Raw genomic sequence first — 16493 nt, 5'->3', positions numbered from 1 at the left:
ATACTCCACATTATTGATAATTATTCAATTAAAATCATTTTTTTGTATACAGCATGGAGCCGGAATGGAGATGCGTTGCTTAGTTTGGTTGATGTGGTTCGTTACCGTGATTGCAGCTACTCCGGCATGGGGTGCAACTGCGAATCAGGATGATGTCAGGTATGTCGGCGAGTATCACGGCGTGCATGAATATCGCCTCAACAATCAATTGCAGATTTTGCTCAAACCGGATACAGCTGGCACGGAACTGGCTGTAAATATGATTTATCACCATGGGAGGAAAAATGAGCGCTTGGGATTAAGAGAAACTACCCATGTGTTAGAGCATTACCTGGTGTATCGAAGCATGGATAAGCATAAGACTGACTATCCGGATTTGAAATTCAAAGGAATAGGCATAACTGCCAGTGACTTTACCTACTATCGCTCGCGCCTGGAAAATGCGGTAGAACTGATTTCCATCATCGAGATGGAAAAGCAGCGTATGAGCCAATTTAAAGATCATTTGCCATACTTGCAGCAAGCGATAGACGAAGTCGACAAAGAACTCACTGCTACGCATCAGGACAAAATCGCTCAGGAATACGAGCTGATGTTGAAAGATATCTTCAGAAATGAAGCCTATGCGGTTAATCCGGCTGGTGAAAGAGCAGATTTACAGCGCATCACCCTGCAAGATATCAAACAATACTGGGCAGAACACTATCGTCCGGACCGCGCCACACTCGTGATCGCGGGGAATTTCGATTTACCGGGCACCTTAGCGCTGATTACGGAACAATTCTCCAGTCTGGCTGTGTCGCAACCAGATTCAAAGAAGTTTGAATATCAGAAATTGCCGCAGTATGGAGAGCGGGAGTTTATCAGCCGTGCGCACAATGCCAAGCCAGTGGTTTGGGTCGCCTATAAAGTGCCGCCACTGAATTCACCGGAGTTTGCCGTCGCACGAATGACAAGTGCACTGATTTTCCCTGATACGGATACCGGTATTTGGCAAAAGACCTTGCTGGACGCGAAAAAAGCAGAGTCTGTCGGCTCCTACATCTTCCCATTTGTACACGGCAGCGCTTTCATGTTGCGGATACGCTTGAGTACAGAGAAGCAGCTCACGGAACTGAAAAAATTTCTGGCACAGGAAGAAAAGAATTTTGCTTTGCGGGTGACGGATAAGATGATCAATGCACAAAAAGCAGAGTTATTGGATGATTTGAATAAAAATGAAAAATCGCCAAAACTCTTTGTGGAGCGTATCGCATCTCATGTGGCGAGTGGCGACTGGCAAAGTTATTACCGCCTACGCGAACAAGTTGAGCAATTGGATGCGGCGACTTACCGGCAAAGTGTGCAGCATTGGTTCAGACCAGAAAACAGGACACTAGGGATATTTATTGATCCACGTGATAGTCAGGCAGATCAGGCCACACCAGAAAAAAAAACACCAGCACGTGCAAAGTAGCCAGCCTGATTGGTTTAGGCATGATGTTGCTATTGTCAGTGGCAGATGAGCGATACGAAGGAGGACAGCGATGAACTACAGAATTTGCAGTTGGGATGCGCAGCAGGCGCAGGCGTATAGCGCGGAATTGAGTGAGGTCTTATGTGATTGCGTAGCGGGTGGGGCTTCGGTCAGCTTTATGGCGGGCCTGAGTTTGCCGCGTGCGCAGGCATTCTGGCAAGGTGTGGTGCAAGGGCTGGCGGCGGGTGAGCGGCATTTGCTGGTCGCATTGGAAAGACCCGAACCTCGTGATGGTCTGCGCACGCGTGAGCGTGTGTTGGGCACGGTGCAGCTGGTCACCGCGATGCCTGACAATCAGCCGCATCGGGCCGATTTGTCCAAGATGCTGGTACACCGCCGCGCGCGTCGTCAGGGCATCGCGGCAGCCTTGCTTGGCGCAGCGGAGCAGCGGGCGCGTGAACTGGGCAAGACTTGTATCGTGCTCGATACCGAAACCGGTGGTGATGCAGAACGCTTGTATGCGCGCGCTGGCTGGACGCAGGCCGGACAGATTCCGGATTTCGCGCTGAAGCCGGATGGACGGCTGTGCAGCACGACTTTGTTTTATAAATTGCTCGCGGTCTGAAACGATGCAGCGACCGTACCGTGTTTGCTTCCGGTAAATTTCAGCGTCGATTACCGTGTCTGATGTGCGTGGCTTTTGCCTACAATGCGCAGCGATGTAGCCGCCTTGCTGATCTGCGCATACAGCGTAGACAACAGGGTGTGGCCAGGTGGCAGAGGAGATAGGCTTGCTCTGCACCATAACTGCTCAGAAAGGACGATTAGCATGACGATGGATGTAGTGGATTACCAGATTTATGGCGACGATATGCAGTTCGTGGAAATCGAACTCGATCCGCACGAGGCCGCAGTCGGTGAAGCCGGTGCCATGTTTTACATGGAAGATGGCATACAGATGGAAACCATTTTCGGTGATGGCTCAGCATCGCAAAGTGGCTTATTCGGCAAGCTGATGGGCGCCGGTAAGCGTCTGGTCACGGGTGAATCCATGTTCACCACCGTGTTCACAAATCAGGATGGTATGTCCAAGCGCCGCGTTGCCTTTGGCGCCTCCTTCCCGGGCAAAATCCTGCCTATGCATTTGGGTCAGTTAGGTGGCACGCTCTTGTGTCAGAAAGATGCTTTCCTGTGCGCGGCTAAGGGTGTCTCGCTGGGCATAGGTTTCCAGAAGCGTCTGGGTGCAGGCTTCTTTGGTGGCGAAGGATTTGTGCTGCAAAAACTGGAAGGCGATGGTCTGGCTTTTGTACATGCCGGTGGTGCAATCATAGAAAAGACTTTGCAGCCGGGTCAGACCCTGCGTGTCGATACCGGTTGTGTAGTGGCATTTACTCCAGATGTGGATTTCGATATCCAGTTTGTCGGTGGTGTCAAAACCGCGCTGTTTGGTGGTGAGGGTCTGTTCTTTGCCACGCTGCGCGGCCCCGGTAAAGTCTGGCTGCAATCGCTGCCTTTATCGCGCCTGGCGAACCGTATTGTAGCTGCCTCGCAGATGGGCGGTGGCAAAGGCGGTGAACAGGGTTCGGTATTAGGTGGCTTCGGTAACCTGTTTGAAAACGATCGCTGATTTTTGCGTATCGCTTACTGCAATTCTCCCTTCTGTCCCGGCACTCCCTGTGCCGGGATTTTTTTTTGGCATACCGGGTACTAATGCACGACAGACTTGTGTACGGACGTGTCAGGCTGTATTGCTCTTGCCAGATTATTGTTTCTTTTAACATCCCCGTATCCTATGATGTGCCAGTTTAGGCGCAGAATTTCTCACTCAGAAACGGTACTCAAAAACGGTACTCAAAAACGGTACTCACCTATGGAGCAGGGCAACGATGTTCAAACACATTTCTTGTTTGTTTTTTTCAGGACTGGCCAGCTTCTCTGTTGGCATGGCACAGGCGGCGGACACGGTCACATCCAGTGCAGCCGATCAGCAATTGAGGCAAGAGGCCGGCGCTTTACTGCAAAAGAAATGTGAGCGCGATGAATTTTCCGGCGCAGTGCTGATTGCAAAACATGGCCAGGTTTTATTTGAATCGGTGTGCGGTGAAGCCAGCCAGCGCTACCATGTGCCGAATAAGCTGGATACAAAATTCAATATCGCCTCAGTCGGTAAGATGTTCACAGCGGTGGCGATCGCGCAGTTGGTGGAAGCAGGACGCCTTTCCTACGATAATAAGCTGGATAAATTCCTCGATGTGAGCTGGTTGCCTGTGGCCGTCAGCAAACGTATCACGGTAGGCCAGTTGCTCAACCATACCAGCGGCTTGCCTGAATTTCTGATCCGTGCCAAAGCGCGTCACAGCTCGCGCGCCATGTATAGAGAATTGGTGGACATGAAGCCGCTGCTGGAAGGATTGACGCCGTCCTTTCAGCCCGGAACGCGCTATTCGTATAGCAATACCGGCTATCTGCTGCTCGGTGCCATCATAGAAAAACTGAGTGGCGACAATTATTTTTCCTATGTGCGTCAGCATATTTACCAGCCAGCGGGCATGCAAAATTCCGACAGCTATGCGCTGGATGACCCGGTCGACAATCTTGCGATGGGTTATATGGACATCCAAAAAAACGCAGGACGCAGGCAGGAAAGCAGTTTTGAAGGTCTGCTCAGAGGCAGTGCATTTGGTTGCGGCTATTCCACGTTACATGATTTACTGCGCTTTTCTGAAGCGCTGAACAACGGCAGCCTGATTAAGGCAGAGAGTCTGCAGGTCTTATGGCAAAACCATACACCAGGGAATATGACCATGTCGAAGTATGACTATGGTTATGGTTTCCAATTGCATAGCGGTGATGCCGGACGGGTAGTCGGGCATAGCGGACACTTTACGGGCGCGCGGGCGAATTTTGATATGTATCAGGACGCGGGCTATGTCGTCATCCTGCTATCGAATTATGAGCTGAAATTTCCGCTGGCTGAGGACATTGAGGAGTTGATTGTGCGGGCAAAAGCACAGACAAAAGCGCAGGCAAATACCGTCAGTCAGGCGCAGCCTTTGCAGGCATCAGAAAAGTAAAAAAGTCAGCAACACATCAGCGCCCCAAAAGTGAAAGTCTGACTTTTGGGGCTTGTCTTCGGCTTAGTCTACGCTGTCGTTTTACACTCAATTCCCGCAGCAGAGCTGCGACGAAGTACGTGAGCGGTAATCCTCGATGAATTCATCAAAGCTGCCGGTTTGTTGTTGCTCCATCTGCGCCTGCTCAGCAATCGAAGCCTGTGCCAGTTCGCTGAAGTAAGCACGTTCTGCTGCGCTCGGTGGGCGCGCACGGAAATCCGCTGCGAGTTGCTGGCTTTGTTTCAATGCAAAGCGCGGGAAAGAATTGCCTTCCGCTGCGATCGCGCGCAATACCTGAGCCGATGGCGTCAGATCCGGATTGTCTAAGCGTGCCTGTTGTTGCTGCAGGCTGGCCTGATGGGCGTTACCACCGCTTTGCTGATCCAGCAAGGCCGCAACCGGCGTGATTTGCGCCAGTAATTCCTTGCCCCAGTTTTGCAAGCTGATGGACTGACCCTGACGCTGCAATTGCAGACCCGGACGACGGCCTTCTTTCACGGTGGCGGCAAAGTTAGCGGTGTTTTCTTCGCCTTCCGCTTCATTGGTGAGCGGGCTGTCATTCAATGCGCAGAACAACAGGAAGGCATCCAGGAAGCGTGCTGTTTCCAGGTTGATGCCTAAGGGGTCAAACGGATTGACGTCCATGCAGCGTACTTCCACATACTGCACACCGCGCGCGCACAGTGCTTCGATTGGGCGTTCACCGGTACGTATCACGCGTTTAGGCCGTATGGTGGCGTAAAACTCGTTTTCTATCTGTAGCACATTGGTGTTGATCTGTACCCATTCCCCATCCTGACGCGTTCCCAGTGCCGCATACGGCGGATACGGTTTGCGCACGGCCATAGACAGGCTGCGCATGTAATCGAGCAGATTGTTATATGGCGGTACCAGACCGTCCTGGGCATTATTCTGATAGCCCAGATCGCTCATGCGCAGGCTGGTCGCATACGGCAGATACAGCGTGTCTTCTGACAAGCTTTCCAACTGATGAGCGCGGCCACGCAGGAAGCCGGTTGCCAGTGCCGGTGAGGCACCGAACAGATACATCAGCAGCCAGCTGTAGCGGTGGAAGTTACGTATCAGCGCAACATAGTGTTCCGACTGAATATGCATCGCATCGCCACGGGTTTGCTCCGCCTGAGCCAGTATCTGCCAGAGTTGTTCTGACAAAGAATAGTTGTAATGGATACCGGCGATGCATTGCATGGATTTGCCATAACGCAGTGCCAGACCGCGTCGGTACACATGTTTGATCATACCTATGTGAGACTGGCCATACCAGGCGATATCGATGTCTTTTTCATCTGGCAGCACGCCAGGCATGGATTGGCTCCACAAGATTTCATCACCCAGTTCGGCATGCACAAAGCGGTGTATCTGATCCAGTTTTTCCAGTGCCGTTGCGATATCGGTTTCAGCCGGAGTGATGAATTCCATCAGTGCTTCGGCATAATCGGTGGTGATTTGCGGATGGGTCAGAGTGGAGCCCAGTTGCTGCGGATGCCTGCGGCGTGATAATTGTCCGTCCTGACCCACGCGCAGTGTTTCGCGCTCTATGCCGCGCAGGCCCTGGCTCAGCAAGGGACGATGCGCGGATTGTCCGAGTAATTCCAGGCGATGTTGTAACAGTTGGCTCACAGGCTCCCCTTTTTTTGATTGGCTGCTGAGCTGCCTGAGTGGTGGCAGCGCGCAAGCTTGTCATTCTGCACCTCAGCAGACTGAGCGCTACTACGGCATCAGGCCATCATGCTGCGGTATCGTGTCTGCCAGGTATTTATCTCATGTGGCGATGTCAGGACGATGACGCCAGGTCTTGCCCTTGTCCATCTGCCATTTTTGAGCAAGCATAGCCGAAATTTGCATTTCGCATCGGCAGCCTGCGCAAAGCCTGTTGTCAGCGTCTACATTTTTGCAGCAAACCAGTGCTGCTGCACAGGTTGGAACTTACTTTTTTGGTAATATGCTCCATCCTGCCAGCTGCCAGGTAGTGCGGCTGTCGTTTGTTGCGTTCAGAATCTAAAGGTATGCCATGCAATTTGCTTACACCATCATTTATGTGCCGGATGTAGCGGCTTCACTGCGCTTCTTTGAACAGGCCTTTGGCTTGCAGACCCGCTTTTTGCATGAGTCCGGCATGTATGGTGAACTGGAGACGGGAGCGACGGCACTCGCTTTTGCGGCGCACGCGATGGGGGACATGAATATCAAAGGCGGTCATGTCGCAGCCCACAGCTCACCACAACCGCTGGGATTTGAAATCGCCTTAGTCACGCAGGATGTGGCCGCAGCCCATGCGCATGCCTTGCTGGCGGGTGCCGCTGAACTCGCGCCACCGCAAGACAAACCCTGGGGCCAGACCGTGTCTTATCTGCGTTGTCCGGACGGTGTGATGGTGGAACTCTGTACCGCAATTCAGCCTTGAGCAGGTTTTGCCTAAGTCCGGCTAAGAAAAATATAAAAAGGAGTGAAGCATGTCAGACATCGCGCTGGAATTAAAAGATCTGGTGAAGAACTTTGGCCGCCCGGCGGTGGATCATATTAATTTGCAGGTCAGACGCGGTGAGTTATACGCCTTGCTGGGGCCGAATGGTGCAGGTAAGAGCACTACCCTGCGCATGGTGGCTGGCTTGCTGGCACCCGACAGCGGCAGCATTCATATCCTGGGTCAGGAGCTGGCAGCTGATCCTGCTGCGGCCAAGCAGAAGCTGGCTTATCTGCCGGATGAAGCGATGTTGTACAACAAGCTCAAACCCTTTGAATACCTGGAGTTTGTAGCGGGTTTGTGGGGCATGTCGGCGGCGCAGGCGCAAAGCCGCGCGCAGCAGTTGCTGAGCTGGCTGGATCTGACTCAGCACGCCGATGAGCTGATCGAAGGTTTTTCTAAAGGCATGAAGCAAAAGCTGGCACTGGCCGGTGCGCTGATTCATGAACCCGAACTGATCATCCTGGATGAACCTTTAACCGGGCTGGATGCGGCGGCAGCACGTCAGGTCAAGGATGTATTGCTGCGCCATGTGGCACAGGGTGGTACGGTGATCCTGACCACCCATATTCTGGATGTGGCAGAAAGGCTGGCGGAACGTATCGGTATTATTCAGCATGGCAGACTGATTGCTGAAGGCACACTGGATGAGCTGCGTGCGCGTACCGACAATGGCAGCGGTACGCTGGAGGATGTATTCCTGCAATTGACAGCTCCCGTCAGTCCGGAGCTGCAGGCATGAGTGCGCGCTGGCAAAGTAAGCCGGGCAGCAGCCTGTGGCTGTTCCGGCATGAATGGCGCATGTTTTTCTTTGATATGGGCGACGATAAGTCCGGGACTAAGCCTAAGCGTGGCATGCCACTGAGCGGTAAATTACTGAGTCTGCTGGTGCTGGCGGTGGTGCATGCGATGGCCTGGATGGTATTACGTGGTCTGCCTGCACTGCATGATCAGCCTGATCCCATGCTGGTGATGGCAGCCGGTGTGGCGCTGGCTGTGCTGTTCAGCATGATGTTGTCTATGGCGTTGAACCGCAGTGTGAAAGCGCTGTTTGAACGCGGGGATCTGGATTTGCTGCTGAGCTCTCCTATGCCTGCGCAAAGCATATTTACCGTCAGGCTGGCCAGTATCGTGCTGGGCGTGGCTTTTCTGTTTCTGCTGTTTTTATCGCCGTTTGCGCATGTCGGACTGCTCATTGGTCAGTGGCGCTGGTTAGGGATTTATCCGGCCATACTGGCACTGGCGGTACTGGCGTCTTGTCTGGCTATGGTGTTGACACTGTCGCTGGTGAAATGGCTGGGCGCGCGCCGCACCAAGACGGTGGCGCATATGCTGGGCGCCTTGTCAGGTGCAGTGATTTTTCTCGGTTTTCAGCTATTTAATCAGTTTCCGGAAGAGAGCAAACAACGCGTGATCGCGTATTGCAAACCCTGGATACAGGAAGGTGGTCTGTTCGATCAGCATAGCCTGGTCTGGTTACCGGCACGCGCCTTGTTTGGCGCCTGGCAGCCAGCGCTGATTATCAGTGCAGTGGCGCTGGCGCTATTCTGGCTGACCAGCCGTTATACCTGTCGTTTTTTCATCCACGGTGTACAGCAATCGGTGAGCGCGCCAACCCGCGCGCGTCCGGTGTCTGAGCTCAGCGCCAGGCTGCATTTCCGTCAGGGTTTATACCGCAATGTGATGTATAAAGAATGGCGGCTGCTATTGCGTGATCCGCAGTTGCTGTCCCAGATCGCGCTGCAATTATTGTATCTGTTGCCAGCGGTATTTTTGCTCCTGAAAAATGGCATCCTGTTACCCGGTATGGCGGCAACCATGACTTTTCTGACCTGCTCGCTGACAGGCTCACTGATCTGGGTCATTGTCGCAGCTGAAGATGCACCGGATTTGCTGCGTTCAGCACCGGTCACCGCGCGTCATGTGCAAACTGCCAAGCTGCTTGCAGCCTGCCTGCCGGTCGCCTCGCTGGTGTTGCCGCTGATCGTGTGGCTCAGCATACGCCAGTGGCAGGCCGGTTTGATTACTTTGCTTGGCTGCAGCGCCGGTATGTTGTCGGTAGCCTGTATCCATCTGTGGTTATCCAAACCCGGTAACCGCAATCAGTTGAACCGCCGTGGTCAGACCCAGTTAAGTGTCGGCATCATAGAAACGCTCAGTTGTTTTTCCTGGGGTGGTATGGTGTTAGGATTTCTGGCCGCCGGCAGCTGGGGCTGGATCGGTGTGCTGACAGGAATAGTGACACTGGGTGTGGCCTGGTTGTTAAAGATTGAACGAAGCTGAATTGCTGTTGTCACAGGCTGGTATTGCGTGCCAGTCTGGTTCCTGTAGTGCTGTCCTTATTGAGAAATGTAGGTCAAAGTATGCGAATGTTTACCAAGAAGCGGGTGTTGATCGTAGCCGTGCTGGCTGCTGTTGCCGGAACTGCGGCGTTTGTACTGCATAAGCAGGATAGCAAACCCAAGGAGGATGCGCCCAGGTTTAAAACTGCGGCCGTCGAAAAAGGCAATCTGAGCCAGACGGTGACCGCCAGCGGCACGCTCAATCCGGTCGCACTGATTAATGTGGGTTCCCAGGTGTCGGGCACCGTGATTGAGCTCAAAGCTGATTTCAATGACAGGGTGAAGCAGGGCCAGATTTTGCTGAAGCTGGACCCGACTATTTTCAATGCCCAGATCAAACAGGCCGAGGCCAGCCTGGCTTCGGCGGAGGCGTCGCGGCGGCTGGCGCAGGCCACGCTGGAGCGCAATCAGAAACTGGTGGCGCAAAATTATATTTCCGGGATCGCGATGGATCAGTCGCGTCGTGAACTGGAAGTGGCAGAAGCCAACATCAAAGTGGCACGTGCCCAGCTCGATAATGCGCAAGCCAATCTCAACAATAGCGTGATCCGCTCACCTATCGATGGTGTGATCATCAAACGTACTATCGAAATAGGGCAAACGGTGGCAGCTTCTTTCCAGACTCCGAATCTGTTCCAGATTGCGCGTGATCTGACTAAGATGCAAATCGATACCAGTGTGTCCGAAGCCGATGTCGGCGCGCTGCGCGATGGTCTGCCAGCGCGCTTTGTGGTGGACGCCTATCCTGACCGGGAATTCGAAGCTAAGCTGCGCCAGTTCCGGCTGGCAGCCAATGTACAGCAAAACGTCGTGACCTATAACGTGGTGCTGGATGTGGACAATAAAGACGAATTACTCAAACCCGGCATGACCGCTCAGGTCAGGCTGGTGGTGGGTGCCAAGCAAAATGTGCTGCGCATACCGACGGCTGCTCTGCGCTATAAACCGAGTGAGGAAGAGCAGGCCCGCGAAGCGAAAAACCTGGCGGCGCAAGCTTCAGCCAGCGCCAATGCCAGCGCCGGCGCGGCATTGCCGCCACCTGAACCGGAAGACGATATTGCTTTCCGCTCCAAAAAAGAACAGACGCGCAGCTTTAAGGTGTATAAGCTCAACGACAAAAAACAGCCGCAGGCAGTGGATATCAAAATCGGATTGTCGAATTTCCGTTACACCGAAGTGCTGTCCGGTGAGCTCAAAGCGGGTGATCAGGTGATTACGCGCGCGCTGGATAAGGCCGGAGCCAACTGATGAGTGCCGCTCTGATTGCGCTGCAGGGCGTCACCAAAAGTTACTTTTCCGGCGGTGTCGAAACCCGGGTTTTACATGGCATCGATGTACAGGTACCGCGCGGCGATTTTGTGGCGGTGATGGGGCAATCCGGTTCCGGCAAATCGACGCTGATGAATATACTCGGGTGTCTGGATCAGGCCAGTGCCGGTTCCTATTTGCTCAATGGGGTCGATACTCTGAGCCTGTCGCGCGCCGAACTGGCGACGATACGCAACCGCACCATAGGCTTTGTATTCCAGAGTTTTAATCTGATTAAGCGTATGAGCGTGGCAGAAAACGTGGCTCTGCCTTTGATTTACGCCGGTGTCAGCCGCGCTAAAGCCCATCAGAAAGCACTCAGTGAACTCGAACGCGTCGGGCTGAAAGATTTTGCACGGCGCTTGCCGAATCAGTTATCGGGTGGGCAGCAGCAAAGGGTGGCAATCGCGCGTGCGCTGGTGGCTGATCCGCCGCTGATATTGGCCGATGAGCCGACCGGCAATCTGGATACCCAGACCAGCGTCGATATCATGCGCTCCTTGCAGCAATTGAATAGCGAGCGTGGTATCACGATCTTACTGGTAACCCATGAACCGGATATCGCTGCCTATGCCAAACGTCTGGTGCGTCTGAAAGATGGTCGTGTGTTATACGATGGACCGGCCGCAGAAGGTTTGCGCCAGCTGGCTGCATCGCATACAGAAACGGTGGGTCAGCCATGAATGTGTTACAGGTATTTATCGAGGCATTCCGTTCCATGAATGCCAACCGTCTGCGCACTGCGCTGACCATGCTGGGGATTATCATCGGTATCACCTCGGTGGTGATGATGCTGGCGGTCGGTGAAAGTGCGAAGAAATTCATTTCCAAGGAACTGGAAATCCTGGGCAGTAATTTGCTGATTATTTCGCCGGGTGCCAACCGCACCCAGGGTGTGCGTGCGCGTACCGGAACGGCACCTTCGCTGAGCTTTGAAGATGCGGCAGCACTCAATGAGCTGCCCAGCCTGAATGGCGCGGCAGCGGCGCTGCAAGGCTTTTTCCAGATTACTTCCGGCAGCGATAACTCCAACAATTCTGTGCTGGGCGTGACGCCGGAAATGTTCAAGGTGCGTAACTGGAAGATAGAAACCGGCAGTTATTTCAGCGATTCCGATATACGTGCCGCTGCCAAGACGGTGATCATCGGTAAAAAAGTCGCCGATCAGTTTTTTTATAAAGCCGATCCGCTCGGCCAGTTTCTGCGTATCGATAATGTGCCTTTCCAGGTCACTGGCGTGTTGCAGGGCGAAGGCCGTTCATTTGACGGTGGCGATATCGGTGATCTGGTGCTGGTGCCTATCACGGCGGCACGCGCTAACCTGATACGCAGCCCTTTCCCACGCAATGTGCATTATGTGATTGCCCAGGGTAAGTCGGATAAAGCCATGAAGGATGCGGAAACCGATATCAAGGAAATGCTGCGTGACCGCCACCGCATCAAGGCGGAACAGGAAGACGATTTCCGCATAGAGAATCTGGCTTCGATTGCAGAAGCCGGCGCGAAAATTTCAACCGGGCTGGCGGCTTTATTGGGCGCGATTGGTGCGATATCGCTGGTGGTGGGCGGCATAGGCATCATGAATATCATGCTGGTTTCTGTGACTGAACGCACGCGGGAAATCGGTATTCGTATGGCGATTGGTGCCAAACCGCGCGATGTCTTGCTGCAGTTTCTGACTGAGGCCGTAGTGATTTGTCTGGTCGGTGGTCTGATCGGTGTTTTACTTGCGAGTGCAGGTGCGGCAGCGATCACGTCTACCGGTAAAATAGAGGTGGAAATCGGCATGCAGGCTATTATCATCGCCTGTGCCTTTTCCAGCTTTGTTGGTATCTTCTTTGGTTTTTATCCGGCCCGGCGCGCTTCCCGCTTATTGCCGGTGGATTGCCTGCGTTACGAATAAAGCGGCTTGCTTGCAGCCTGTGCAGAACGTGCAGGCTGAGCAGGTCGCTGACAACTAAGAATTAATATTTATTCAGGAATTTGAATATGCCTTATTTTGGTGTTGGTCTGCACCTGCTGATCGTTATTTTTTTTGCTGTGCATGTGATACGCACCGGTCGTGAATTGTACTGGCTGGTCATCATGTTTATGTTTCCCTTACTTGGCAGCGCGGTCTATTTCTTTGCCGTGTATCTCCCGGAAAGCCGTATCCAGCATCATGTGCATAAAACCGTCAAGGCGGTAGCACGCAGTCTCGATCCTGAACGTGAATTACGCGAAGCACGCAGTGCATTTGAGCTGACACCGACCGCACAAAATCAGATGCGGCTGGCCAATGCACTGCTCGACAGTGGTGCGGTAGCGGATGCAGCAGTGCAGTTTGACGCCTGTCTGCAAGGCCCGTTTGCGCGTGATCCTGAAATTCGGCTGGCAGCAGCCAAAGCCCATTTACTGAGCCGTCATGCGGAACGCGCACTGGAACTGGCCAGTGCCGTGCGCGCCGACAACCCGTCTTACTCGGCGGAGCGTCAGGCGATATTACTGGCACAGATTTATGATGCGCTGGACAGGCAGGCTGATGCAGAGCGCGAATTCCAGCTTGCGGCACAACAATTCGGCAGCCTGGATGCCAAAGTGGAACTGGCTGAATGGACATTGCGTCAGTCGCGTCCAGATCAGGCCAGACAAATCTGCGCCGATATTGATCTGAGCGCACGTCATATGCCAGCGCATGCACGCCAGATGAACCGTGATTTGCTGAGCCGTGTTGAGCGTGTGAAGCAAGCTATATCTTGATTTAGAGCGTGTGACGGAGCCCGTATGCTTAAAGATTTTCCCTATCGAATTAGCCATGAAGTACCGGATGTCGCCGTATATCAGCATTTGCGCCAGAGCGCAGGACTGAGCCCTAAATCCACAGCCGCCGCCAGTCTGGGTTTGCCTGGCAGCCTGTTTGCGGTGCAGATCAAGGATGCTGAGCAAACCATCGCGATGGGGCGCGTGGTCGGTGATGGCGGCTGCTTTTTTCAGGTGGTGGATATAGCGGTATTACCCGCATTTCAGGGGCAGGGCTTAGGCAAGCGCGTCATGCAGGAAATCACAGCCTGGCTGGAACAACACGTACCGGACAGTGGCTATGTGAGCCTGATTGCAGATGGCAAGGCACACCAGCTGTATGCACAGTTTGGTTTCGCAGCAACCGCGCCCGCATCGATAGGCATGGCCAGAAAAATCACGAGGTAATATGAACACCGCAGAACACATCGTCCAGGCACAACTGGATGCCTATAATGCCCGCGACTTACAGGCGTTTGTCGCCTGTTATGACGAACAGGTCGAGGTATTCCGTCCACCCGCCGCCGAGCCTGTGATCACAGGCATCACGGCACTGGCGCAACACTATGCGGAAAAGCGTTTTAACTTACCGGATTTGCATGCTGAGCTGGTCAATCGCATGGTGATAGGACAAAAAGTGATCGATCATGAGCGTGTGCATGGTGTGGCGGAACACATCATTGAAGCAGCGGCTGTGTATGAAGTGACCGGACAAAAAATAGTCCGGGTCTGGTTTTACTAGGAGGATTATGCAGCTGTTATCCGGCATCCATCACGTCGCTGTGATCTGTTCTGACTATGCGCGCTCCAGACATTTTTACCATCAGATACTGGGATTGCGCATACTGTCTGAGCACTACCGGGCAGAGCGCGACTCTTACAAGCTGGATCTGGCTTTGCCGGATGGCGCGCAGTTAGAGTTATTTTCTTTTCCGGATGCGCCGCCACGTCCGTCCTGGCCGGAGGCACAGGGCTTGCGTCATCTGGCGTTCCGGGTGCAGAATCTGGAGCTGGTGCTGGCCCATTTGCAGCAGCATCAGGTAGATTGCCAGGCAATACGTGTCGATGAATATACCGGGCGGCGTTTTTGTTTTTTTGCCGACCCCGATGGCTTGCCGCTGGAACTCTATGAAGACAGCCTTGCACCTGTTGAATAGGCGGCGCTGTTGAGACGCTGTGTTAGGCAATTCAGGCTGAGCAGGTGGTTGTTTCCGTTGTTCAAAAAAATTTCCGGAGGCCAGCATGTCGACAGTTCCCATCGTAATGGATATCGAAGCATCTGGCTTTGGCAAAGGCAGCTATCCGATTGAAGTCGGTTTTTCTCTGCGCCACGGTGAGGGCTGGTGTACCCTGATCCGGCCCGAGCAGGACTGGGTGCACTGGGATAGTCAGGCAGCGCAGGTACACAAAATTCCCAGAGAATTATTGCTGGAACGCGGAAGGAGCGCGGCACTGGTGGCCGCTCAGCTGAATCAGCAATTGGATAGCTGCACGGTCTATACCGATTGCTGGGGGCAGGATTATGTGTGGCTGGCGCGTTTATTCGATGCGGCTGGCTGTTCACCGCGCTTCCGCCTGGCCGATCTGCGCGAAATCATTTCACCGCAACAGGCCGAACTCTGGCATACCACCCGGCTGCAGGTCGAGCATGAATTGGCGATCACCCGTCACCGCGCCAGTAATGATGCGCGTGTCTTACAGCTGACCTGGCTGCGCACCTTGGATGCGAGCCGGGTTTTACATTAAAACTAAGCGCTGCAGCCTGGACTGCCGCTTTCCGGAGACTCAATGAAACTTTCCCGCATCGTCTGGACTTTATTGCTGTTGTTGGCATTGGCTGCTGCTTATCTGACGCTGGCACCGGTGCCGGTCAATCCAGTCGCCTGGCAGGCCACACCCTTTGTCGGTTATGCGCCACCGCATGCCAGAAATGAGCAGCTCGCGCATTTACAGCAGCTCGATATCGGGTCTGAAAGTGGCCCGGAACATTTGCTGCTGGGGCCAGATGGCAGGCTGTATGCGGCAGTGGCGTCCGGTGCCATCCTGCGTATGCAGGAAGATGGCGGTCAGCGTGAAGTCTGGGTCAATACCGGCGGACGGGTGCTGGGTTTTGCGTTTGATGCGCAGGGCAATATGATCGCGGCTGATGCTTACCGTGGCTTGCTCAGGATTACACCGGACAAGCAGATCACTGTGCTGTGTGATCAGGTGGATGGCACGCCGGTTTTGTATGCCAATTCTGTGGTGGTGGCAAAAAACGGCAAAATCTATTTTTCTGATGCGAGTCAGCGTTTTGGTGCCAGGCAGTCGGGCGGAACTTTCCATGCCAGCGTACTCGACATCCTGGAGCACTCAGCCACCGGCCGTGTGATTGAATATGATGCGCAGTTAAACCAGGCGCGTGTCGTGGCCGATCAGCTTAGTTTTGCCAATGGAGTGGCGCTGAGTCAGGATGAACGTTCTTTGTTTGTGGTTGAAACCGGTGAATATGCAGTCTGGCAAATCGCGCTGAGCGCGCAACAGCTGCATCTGAAGTCGAATAAGGACAAGTGCCTGGCCCATCGTATCCTGCGCGATTTGCCTGGTTATCCCGACAATCTGATGCGCGGTGAGCATGGCCGTATCTGGCTGGGTCTGGCCAAGCCGCGTGGCGCTGCGATTGACCAGATGGCGGACAGGCCCTGGTTACGCAGTCTGACTTTACGCCTGCCACGCTTTTTGTGGCCGGTACCACCTGCTTATGGACATGTGCTGGCCTTCGATGAGCAGGGCAAGATTGTGGCAGACTTACAAGACCCGCGTGGAAGCTACCCCGAAACGACGGGCGTACTCGAAACCCGCGACCGCCTGTATGTGCAAAGCCTGCATGCGACCTCGATAGGCTGGATGAGCAAACCGCAAAACCTGCGCTGATTCCAATGCCTGCATTTTTGCAGTTCATGACTGCAAATTGACGCACTGTCGCATGCTGCTGGCGGGTCTGCCAGCCTGTCCTTATCATGACTCCTATA

The 16493-nt window shown here is 53.8% G+C and carries 17 protein-coding genes; 16 read left to right on the top strand and 1 reads right to left on the bottom strand.

The features are described from left to right. The first annotated feature begins 70 nt into the window (after positions 1-70). From EYB48_RS04970 to EYB48_RS04955, 4 genes are all read left to right on the top strand, one after another. A complete protein-coding gene (locus tag EYB48_RS04970) occupies positions 71-1456 on the top strand; it encodes a M16 family metallopeptidase (RefSeq protein WP_162019198.1) in 1386 nt (461 codons plus the stop codon). Positions 1457-1526: 70 nt separating this feature from the next. Next, positions 1527-2081 carry a GNAT family N-acetyltransferase gene (locus tag EYB48_RS04965; protein WP_162019197.1) on the top strand — a complete coding sequence of 185 codons (555 nt, stop codon included), beginning with the start codon at positions 1527-1529 and terminating at the stop codon, positions 2079-2081. Positions 2082-2285: 204 nt separating this feature from the next. Continuing rightward, a complete protein-coding gene (locus EYB48_RS04960; RefSeq protein WP_162019196.1) occupies positions 2286-3083 on the top strand; it encodes a TIGR00266 family protein in 798 nt (265 codons plus the stop codon). A 259-nt stretch (positions 3084-3342) separates the two neighbouring features. Then, on the top strand, positions 3343-4530 hold the full coding sequence (locus EYB48_RS04955) for a serine hydrolase domain-containing protein (RefSeq protein WP_162019195.1): 1188 nt from the start codon (positions 3343-3345) through the stop codon (positions 4528-4530). Positions 4531-4617: 87 nt separating this feature from the next. Here EYB48_RS04955 and gshA read toward each other — a convergent pair whose 3' ends face one another. After that, positions 4618-6210 carry a glutamate--cysteine ligase gene (gene gshA, locus EYB48_RS04950; RefSeq protein WP_162019194.1) on the bottom strand — a complete coding sequence of 531 codons (1593 nt, stop codon included), beginning with the start codon at positions 6208-6210 and terminating at the stop codon, positions 4618-4620. Between the two features lie 391 nt (positions 6211-6601). Between gshA and EYB48_RS04945 the strand changes: the two genes are divergently transcribed. The 12 genes from EYB48_RS04945 (at position 6602) to EYB48_RS04890 (ending at position 16395) form a co-directional block, all read left to right on the top strand. After that, complete coding sequence (locus EYB48_RS04945) at positions 6602-6994, top strand: VOC family protein (protein ID WP_162019193.1); 393 nt, start codon at positions 6602-6604, stop codon at positions 6992-6994. Between the two features lie 49 nt (positions 6995-7043). Next, positions 7044-7796, top strand: a complete 753-nt coding sequence (locus EYB48_RS04940) for an ABC transporter ATP-binding protein (RefSeq protein ID WP_162019192.1) — start codon at positions 7044-7046, stop codon at positions 7794-7796. Then, positions 7793-9337, top strand: coding sequence for a hypothetical protein (locus tag EYB48_RS04935; protein WP_162019191.1), 1545 nt, complete (start codon positions 7793-7795; stop codon positions 9335-9337). Before EYB48_RS04940 ends, EYB48_RS04935 begins: the two co-directional genes overlap by 4 nt. 80 nt (positions 9338-9417) lie before the next feature. Further along, entirely contained in the window at positions 9418-10644 is a 1227-nt protein-coding gene (locus EYB48_RS04930; protein WP_162019190.1) for an efflux RND transporter periplasmic adaptor subunit, read from the top strand. Continuing rightward, positions 10644-11387, top strand: coding sequence for an ABC transporter ATP-binding protein (locus tag EYB48_RS04925; RefSeq protein ID WP_162019189.1), 744 nt, complete (start codon positions 10644-10646; stop codon positions 11385-11387). Before EYB48_RS04930 ends, EYB48_RS04925 begins: the two co-directional genes overlap by 1 nt. After that, entirely contained in the window at positions 11384-12607 is a 1224-nt protein-coding gene (locus EYB48_RS04920; protein WP_230404071.1) for an ABC transporter permease, read from the top strand. Before EYB48_RS04925 ends, EYB48_RS04920 begins: the two co-directional genes overlap by 4 nt. An 86-nt stretch (positions 12608-12693) precedes the next feature. Then, positions 12694-13443 carry a hypothetical protein gene (locus tag EYB48_RS04915; RefSeq protein WP_162019188.1) on the top strand — a complete coding sequence of 250 codons (750 nt, stop codon included), beginning with the start codon at positions 12694-12696 and terminating at the stop codon, positions 13441-13443. 24 nt (positions 13444-13467) lie between these two features. Next, positions 13468-13890, top strand: a complete 423-nt coding sequence (locus EYB48_RS04910) for a GNAT family N-acetyltransferase (protein WP_162019187.1) — start codon at positions 13468-13470, stop codon at positions 13888-13890. Between the two features lies 1 nt (position 13891). Beyond that, a complete protein-coding gene (locus EYB48_RS04905) occupies positions 13892-14224 on the top strand; it encodes a nuclear transport factor 2 family protein (RefSeq protein WP_162019186.1) in 333 nt (110 codons plus the stop codon). Positions 14225-14231: 7 nt separating this feature from the next. Then, a complete protein-coding gene (gene gloA2 / locus EYB48_RS04900; RefSeq protein ID WP_162019185.1) occupies positions 14232-14639 on the top strand; it encodes an SMU1112c/YaeR family gloxylase I-like metalloprotein in 408 nt (135 codons plus the stop codon). Between the two features lie 85 nt (positions 14640-14724). After that, complete coding sequence (locus EYB48_RS04895; RefSeq protein ID WP_162019184.1) at positions 14725-15228, top strand: hypothetical protein; 504 nt, start codon at positions 14725-14727, stop codon at positions 15226-15228. Positions 15229-15270: 42 nt separating this feature from the next. Further along, entirely contained in the window at positions 15271-16395 is a 1125-nt protein-coding gene (locus tag EYB48_RS04890) for an SMP-30/gluconolactonase/LRE family protein (protein WP_162019183.1), read from the top strand. Positions 16396-16493 lie beyond the last annotated feature (98 nt).

Source organism: Cognatundibacterium crateris (assembly GCF_010078235.1).
In the GTDB taxonomy this organism is placed as follows: Bacteria; Pseudomonadota; Gammaproteobacteria; order Burkholderiales; family Burkholderiaceae_D; genus Undibacterium; species Undibacterium crateris.
This window is presented reverse-complemented; position numbering and strand designations above follow the sequence as displayed.